This is a genomic window from Segeticoccus sp. (assembly GCF_035708005.1).
Window position 1 is genome coordinate 1 of the sequence record NZ_DASSTI010000159.1, and the last position, 6,936, is coordinate 6,936.

Sequence of the window (6,936 nt, forward strand, 5' to 3'; positions counted from 1 at the left end):
GGCTGGCTCGGCCGCTACGAGCAGATCGGCTCGGTCACCGACGTCGGCGCGCTGACCGCCTGCGTCCAGCACCTCCAGGGCAGCCTGTGGATCGACCGGCTCGAGGCCACCGTGGAGGCGCACACGATGCCCGCCGCGCAGGTCCGGGAGGCGACCGGCATACCCGGCACGTCGGTGCACACGACCTGGCTGTGCCGCGACAAGCCGTCGATGAAGCAGGCACTGCGCGAGGCGGGCGTGCCGACCGCCGCCTCCACCGGCGCCGACACCGCCGAGCAGGTGCGCGAGTTCGCCCGGCAGACCGGCTACCCGCTGATCCTCAAGCCGCGCAGCGGCGCCGGGGCGGCCGGCACCGTCAAGGTCGACAACGACGCCGAACTCGCCGCGGCGCTGGACCACTACGGCGAGACCGGCGCCACCTCGATCGCGGTCGAGGAGTTCGTCGAGGGCCACGAGGGCTTCTACGACACCATCTCGGTCGACGGCCGGATCGAGCTCGACTTCGTCTCCCACTACTACCCGGGCGTGCTCGAGGCGATGCGCACCCGCTGGATCTCCCCGCAGTTCGTGTGCACCAACCGCATCGACACCGCCGGCGACTACGCCGAGCTGCGCGACCTCGGCGCCAAGGTCAACGCCGCCCTCGGCATCGGCACCTCGGCCACCCACATGGAGTGGTTCTTCGGGCCCAAGGGCTTGCGGTTCAGCGAGATCGGCGCCCGGCCACCGGGCGTCGGCTGCTGGGACCTCTACGCCGCCGCCAACGACATGGACATCTACGTCGCTTGGGCCAACGCGATCGTGCACGGCCAGACCCACCTGCGGCCGTCGCGGCAGTACTCCGCCGGCATCATCGCCCTGCGCCCCGACCACGACGGCACGATCAGCGGCTACTCCGGCCTGGAGGAGATCGACGACCGCTACGGCTCGTGGGTGATCGACGCGCACCTGCCCGCCCCCGGCACGCCGACCCAGGCGGTCGAGGCCGGCTACATGGCCAACGCCTGGATGCGCCTGAAGCACCCCGACTACGACACCCTGCGCGGCATGCTCGACGACGTCGGCCGCACCGTCCACGTCTACGCCGGGTGACGCACGTGCCCGCCCTCCCCACCCCACCGTGGCGGCACCCGTCGCACCCCCAGGCGGTATGCCGGGCACGGCCCTCCGCATGAACGTCACCCTGCTCGGCCCGCAGCGCCGCCCCCGCCTCGCCTCCGTGGTCCGCTCCCTCGGACTGCACGGCCCGTTCGCCACCGTGACCGCCGGGTGGCAGGAGCGCGAGCCCGACGACGCCGAGCTCGACCAGCTGCTCGACGGGCAGAGCCGCAACCTGGGCCTGTGGACCCGCTGGCAGGACGTCATCGAGCGCGACCCAGAGTTCGCCGCGGCCCACCAGCAGCGCAGGGCCGTGCTGGAGGAGACGCAGGAGTGCTACCTGCTCGGCCTGGACCACGCCGTCAACGCCCTGCTGGAGCTGGAACGCCGGCCGATCCGCCACGCCGAGGTCCGCGACGCCGCCGTCCGCGAGGCGGAGTGGGTCATCCGCAAGCTCGACGAGCGCCACCTGCAGCGGACCCAGGCCATCCACGACGAGTTCCACGACCGGTGGAGGCTGCACGAGCGCGAGGCCATCGCCCACCACCGCGCCGAGACCGCCGAGATCCTCGGCGACGCAACGGCGCTCGTCATCACCGGCGGCCACGTCGGGGTGCTGCTCGACGTGCTGCACGTCTTCAACGTCCGCCCCGCGATGCGCGACACCCTGCAGCTGATCGCCTGGTCCGCCGGCGCCATGGCCCTCGCCGACCGGGTGGTCCTCTTCCACGACCGGGCGGCCCACGGCCCCACCGTCGCCGAGGTGTATGACGCCGGGCTGGGGATCGTGCGCGACATCGTCGCCCTGCCCCACGCCCGGCGACGGCTGCGGATCGACGACGCCGGCCGGATGGGCGTGTTCGCCCGGCGGTTCGCGCCGGCGCAGTGCCTCCTCCTGAACGACGGCGTCCGGGTGGACCTCACCCCCGAGGGCGCCCTGCCGCCCGGCGCCCAGGTGCTGGGCACCGACGGGACGCTGGAGGAGAGCGCATGAGGCACGGCATACCGCCGAGCGGGCGCCGGGCGGGGGCGCCACGGTGAGCGCCCTGCGCCGCAAGCTCGCGATCAACCGGCTCCGCGAGCGAAAACCGTTGGACGAGGCGGCGATCGACCGGTTCCTCAAGCGGCACGAGGTGCCGGTCGTCGAGGGCGTCAAGTGCACGTTCCTGTGGCGCGGCGACGCCGACGAGGTGCACCTGACCCACCGGATCGTGAACCAGCCGCAACGGGTGCCGCTGCGCCGGATCACCGGAACCTCCCTGTGGTTCGTGGTGATCGAGCTGCCCGAGGGCTCGCGGGTGGAGTACCAGCTCGAGGTGCGCCGCGGCGAGCACACCGAGCAGGTCAACGACCCGCTCAACCCCCGGGTGGCGCACAGCCCGGTCGGGTCGTCCTCGGTGTGCCAGGCCGAGGGCTACGTCACGCCCGACTGGACCCAGCCCGACCCGGACGCCCGACCCGGTGAGCTCGTCGACTTCCACCTGCACAGCCGCGCGCTGCGGCGCGAGGTGAGCTGCACGGCATACCTGCCGGCGAGGTTCCGGCGCACGACCCGCTATCCGCTGTTGGTCGTCCACGACGGGCACGACTACCTCAACTACGCGTCGATGAAGACGGTGCTGGACAACCTGATCCACCGCCTCGACCTGGCCGAGACGGTCGTCGTGTTCAGCGACCCGGGGGACCGGTTGGTGGAGTACGCGAACAGCTCCAAGCACGCCCGGCACGTCGTCACCGAGCTGGTGCCGCACGTCGAGGAGCAGCTGCCGCTGATCGGGGCGCCGCGCGGGCGGTGCCTGATGGGGTCGAGCTTCGGGGCGGTGGCGTCGCTGTCGACGGCCTACCGGCACCCGGAGTTCTTCGGCTCGCTGCTGGTGCAGTCCGGCTCGTTCGTGTTCACCGACATCGGGATGGCGCACGGCGGCGGGCCGGTCTTCGACCCGGTGGTGAAGTTCATGAACCGCTTCCGCGCCCGCCCGAAGCGGGTGGCCGAGCGGATGTTCCAGTCGTGCGGGATCTACGAGCCGCTGATCGTGCCGAACCGGTCGATGGTGTCGGTGTTCCGCGAGACCGGGATGACCGTGCGCTACGTCGAGGCACGCGACGGGCACAGCTGGGAGGACTGGCGGGACCGGCTGCGCGACGGGCTGTCGTGGATCTACCCGGGACCGCAGAAGTTCGTGTACGAATGACTCACGCGACCGGCTGACCCGCCGGCGCCGTGGAGAGGGGACGAGCATGGTGGTCCGCGAGCAGTGGCACTCCCCGCGGATGGGGCGCGAGATCAACCTGGTGCGGTGGGGCACCTTCGGGGTCCCGGTGCTGGTCTTCCCGAGCGCCGGCGGCGACGCCGAGGAGATCGACCGGCACGGCGTGGTCGCCGCGTGCGGTGGCCTGCTGGAGGCCGGCCGGGTCAAGCTCTACTCCTGCGACAGCCTCGCCGGCCGGGCCCTGCTGGAGAAGCACGGCGACGACGAGTACCGCGCCCACGTGCTCAACCTCTTCCACGAGACGATCCGCGAGGAGGTCGTGCCGGCGATCTTCACCGACTGCCACGGCCCCCAGCCGGTCATCGCCGCCGGCGCCTCGATCGGGGCGTTCAACGCGGTCGCGATGCTCTGCCGCTACCCCGACATCTTCCACCGGGCGGTCGGCATGAGCGGCACCTACACGATCGACCGGTTCTACCCGCACTGGTCCTACGACCTGTACTTCTCCGCACCCACCGAGTTCGTCCCCGGCCTGTCCGGGCACCTGCTGACCATGCTGCAGCAGCGGATGATCATCCTCGCCACCGGCGAGGGGCAGTGGGAGGACGCGGGGGAGTCCTGGCTGATGGCCGACATCCTCGGCGGCAAGGGCATCCCCAACCGGGTCGACAACTGGGGGCCGGACTGGAAGCACGACTGGGAGACCTGGCGGGCGATGCTGCCGCAGTACCTCGCCGAGCTCACCTGACGCCGGCGCTACTTGCTGGGCGCGGGGCCGTGCGTCATCGGGTGCCCCGGAGGGGTGGACCCGCTCGGTCCGTTCGGGCCCGGGTAGGTCGTCGGCCGCACCTTGTCGGTCGGCATCTGCGGGTCGCTCGGCCGGACGGGCAGCGAGCTCGGCAGGTGCGGCGGGGACGCGGTGGCCCTGGTCGGGCCGTGCTGGGTGTGCAGCGGGTTCTTGTGGCCGCCCGTGGGCATCGGTGTGGTCACCGGCGCGCTCCCGCCCGACCCGCCGGATCCCCCCGAGGTCTCCTGCCCGCACGCCGCCACGCCCAGCAGCGTCAGGCCGAGGGTGAGTGCCGCGGCCGCCGTCGTGGCCGCCCGCTTGGTCGCCCGTGTGCCCATGGAACCGATCATGCCGGTATGACGTGAGCTGGCCTCCCGCGGTTCCGTCTCAGGGGCGGACGTGGAGACCCGACCGGCGCCGTGGGCGGCCCGGCCGCCCGGCACGTCATGGTAGAAGGGCGCATGGGCACGCTCAGGGGACTCGGGGAGACCGGGACGCTCACGGACGACGACGACGCGCTCTACCGCGCGTGTCTGGAGAACGGTCCGCTCGGCACGGACGACCTGGCCGGGCACCTGCAGTGGGACCCCGCCACCGTGCAGCAGCGTCTGGGCCGGCTGGCCCGGTGGGGGCTGGTGCGGGAGAGCGGGGGCCAGGTCACGGCCCTGCCACCCCGGGCGCCGCTGCACGGGCTCGCCGCCCAGCTCGAGGCGGCCGCGCTGGAGGCCCGGCAGCGCGCCAACGGGTGGGGGCAGTGGTGGCAGCAGTACGGCGAGCAGGCGTCCTTCCTCGAGGTGATCGAGGACGACGACGCCGCGTCGGCAGCAGAGGGCGGAGTGGTGGAGGCCGCCCGGCACGAGGTGCTCGGCCTGCAGATCGGCCCGCTGGGGCCGGCCGCCAAGCGCCCCCAGCCCAGGGTGGCCGACGGCTTCTTCGCGGCGGTGGACCGGGGCGTGCGGTTCCGCGTCGTCTACGGCGTCAGCCTGCTGCGTGACCCGCTCGCGCTGTCCGCGGTGCAGCGGTGCATCGCCCTGGGGGAGGAGGCCCGCGTCTTCCCGGACGTGCCGCTCAACCTGACGATCGGCGACGGCCGTGTCGGCGTGGTCACGGTGCCGGGCGATCCGCAGAACCGGCGCAACGCCGTGGTGGTGCACCCCTCGGGCCTGCTCGACGCGCTGGTCTCGCTGTTCGACTCGTTCTGGCGGATGGGTGTGCCGGTGTCCGCCGACGAGGAGCCGGTGGCCGACCGGCGACCCCCCGACCGGGACAGCCGGCAGCTGCTGGCCTACCTGAGCGCCGGCCTGACCGACGAGTCGATCGCCCGGGAGCTCGGCGTCAGCGAGCGCACCGTGGGCCGGCGCATCTCCAGGCTGCAGGAGCTGCTGGGGGCGCACAGCCGCTTCCAGCTGGGGTCGCAGGCGGTGCGGCGCGGGTGGATCTGACCGGGTGAGGTGGTCAGATCCACCCGCGCTCACGGCATACCGCCGTGGTGGGTGAGGCTCAGGAGGCGTCCGGGGCGACGATGCTCGGCAGGGCCTTCTCGAACCTGGCGTCGAAGACGAGCGCGGGCAGCTTGTGGCCCTGGTTCGGCGCGTCCTCGATGAGGTTGACCGCGAACTGCGAGCTCTTGAGCCGCTGGTTCGGGGTGCCGTGGTGCCCGTTGCTGCCGAAGCTGCAGTCGCCGACGTTGTAGAACGACTTCTGCACGTCCAGGGTGCGCTGGGCGTTCAGGGAGCTGCCGCGGGCGTGCACGACGAAGTAGGTCCCGAACGCATCCGCCATGAGCTCGATGCGCCGGGTGGCCTCGGGCCCGGTGAACGGGGAGTCGAACAGGTTCTTGGCGTACTGCACCTGGTGGCCGTACTCGTGCGCGAGGATGCCCAGCGGGGCCGCCTTGTCGCCGAGGCCGATGCCGCGGGTGCCCTGCAGGATGCCGTCGCCGACGATGATCCGCTTGGTCAGGTTGAACTCGGCCGCGTCCTCCGGGGTCGGGTCGAAGGCGAACGCGTTGAAGGTGAAGTACGGGTTCTCCCCGCCGGCCATACCCGGGTCGGACAGCACGATGTCCTGGACGAGCTCGGCGTAGCTCAGCGCCGTGGCGTGGTCCATCCCGTAGAGGACCTCGTAGACGTGGGTGATCCGGTCGAGGTCCTGGTAGACCTTGCCGTGCATCGGGATGAGCTGGATGTCGGAGCCGTCGAAGTCCCAGAACCGCTTGAGGTTCGTCATCTCGCGGTTCAGCTCGTTGGTGTAGGAGCCGTCGATGCCGAAGGTGTTGGCCTTGCTCTGCTGGCCGAACAGCAGCGCGTCGTAGGTCGGGATCTGGTCGCCGCCGAGGAGGGAGAGGAGCAGCAGGTTGATGAAGTCGACATCGCTCATCTCGGCGGTCAGCCAGTCCCGCAGGGACGTGCTCTGGCACTGGTAGTCATCGGGGTTGATCAGGCTCTGCGACTGCTCGTAGAAGGTCGTTCCGGTCAGGCCGTACTGCTTCTGCTTGGCCGCGACGGTCGTGGCCCAGTTCGCCGGCAGGGTGGCCGCGGCCGCGTGGATGCGCGCCTTGAGCTCGGGGGAGAGGCTGCTCTTGGCCAGCAGCGCGTCGATCCGCGCCTGCACCGAGTTCTGGGTGCTCGCGGTGGCGGCGGACGCCGGGGTGGCCGCGTCGGCGCTCGATGCGTCGGCGCTGGCCGCGAAGGCCGCGGTCGGTGCCAGGCTCAGCGTCGCGGCGAGGCCGGCTGCGAGACCGTAGGCAAGGGGCTTCTTCGTCATCAATCCTGTTCCGTTCCTGGCCGGTTCGGCGGCTGCCGAAAGGGGTGAGTGGCCCCGACTCTGTCCGGCCGGTCG

The 6,936-nt window shown here is 71.9% G+C and carries 7 protein-coding genes; 5 read left to right on the top strand and 2 right to left on the bottom strand.

The genetic code is table 11. The features are described from left to right. From VFL99_RS15510 to VFL99_RS15525, 4 genes are all read left to right on the top strand, one after another. Window positions 1-1,092, top strand: a 1,092-nt coding sequence (locus VFL99_RS15510; RefSeq protein WP_325107259.1) for an ATP-grasp domain-containing protein, incomplete at its 5' end; no start/stop codon positions are given. 79 nt (window positions 1,093-1,171) lie between these two features. Further along, window positions 1,172-2,092 carry a type 1 glutamine amidotransferase family protein gene (locus VFL99_RS15515; protein ID WP_325107260.1) on the top strand — a complete coding sequence of 307 codons (921 nt, stop codon included), beginning with the start codon at window positions 1,172-1,174 and terminating at the stop codon, window positions 2,090-2,092. A gap of 43 nt (window positions 2,093-2,135) precedes the next feature. Continuing rightward, window positions 2,136-3,290, top strand: coding sequence for an alpha/beta hydrolase-fold protein (locus VFL99_RS15520; protein ID WP_325107261.1), 1,155 nt, complete (start codon window positions 2,136-2,138; stop codon window positions 3,288-3,290). 46 nt (window positions 3,291-3,336) lie between these two features. Next, the gene (locus VFL99_RS15525) at window positions 3,337-4,056 is read left to right on the top strand and encodes an esterase family protein (RefSeq protein ID WP_325107262.1); all 720 of its coding nucleotides are present in this window, start codon (window positions 3,337-3,339) and stop codon (window positions 4,054-4,056) included. 8 nt (window positions 4,057-4,064) lie between these two features. On the opposite strand, the gene VFL99_RS15530 is transcribed toward VFL99_RS15525, so the two are convergent. Beyond that, window positions 4,065-4,433 (bottom strand): hypothetical protein, encoded by a 369-nt coding sequence (locus tag VFL99_RS15530; protein WP_325107263.1) that lies wholly within the window; start codon window positions 4,431-4,433, stop codon window positions 4,065-4,067. A gap of 123 nt (window positions 4,434-4,556) precedes the next feature. Here VFL99_RS15530 and VFL99_RS15535 point away from each other — a divergent pair, with 123 nt between their 5' ends. Further along, entirely contained in the window at window positions 4,557-5,537 is a 981-nt protein-coding gene (locus tag VFL99_RS15535; RefSeq protein ID WP_325107264.1) for a helix-turn-helix transcriptional regulator, read from the top strand. A gap of 58 nt (window positions 5,538-5,595) precedes the next feature. Here VFL99_RS15535 and VFL99_RS15540 read toward each other — a convergent pair whose 3' ends face one another. Next, on the bottom strand, window positions 5,596-6,861 hold the full coding sequence (locus VFL99_RS15540; protein WP_325107265.1) for a hypothetical protein: 1,266 nt from the start codon (window positions 6,859-6,861) through the stop codon (window positions 5,596-5,598). Between the last annotated feature and the right edge of the window lie 75 nt (window positions 6,862-6,936).

Excerpts from the sequence above, each read along its gene's own strand:
- VFL99_RS15540 (WP_325107265.1), bottom strand. The coding sequence starts at position 6,861 with ATGACGAAGAAGCCCCTTGCCTACGGTCTCGCAGCCGGCCTCGCCGCG.
- VFL99_RS15530 (WP_325107263.1), bottom strand. The coding sequence starts at position 4,433 with ATGGGCACACGGGCGACCAAGCGGGCGGCCACGACGGCGGCCGCGGCA.
- VFL99_RS15535 (WP_325107264.1), top strand. The coding sequence starts at position 4,557 with ATGGGCACGCTCAGGGGACTCGGGGAGACCGGGACGCTCACGGACGAC.
- VFL99_RS15525 (WP_325107262.1), top strand. The coding sequence starts at position 3,337 with ATGGTGGTCCGCGAGCAGTGGCACTCCCCGCGGATGGGGCGCGAGATC.
- VFL99_RS15515 (WP_325107260.1), top strand. The coding sequence starts at position 1,172 with ATGAACGTCACCCTGCTCGGCCCGCAGCGCCGCCCCCGCCTCGCCTCC.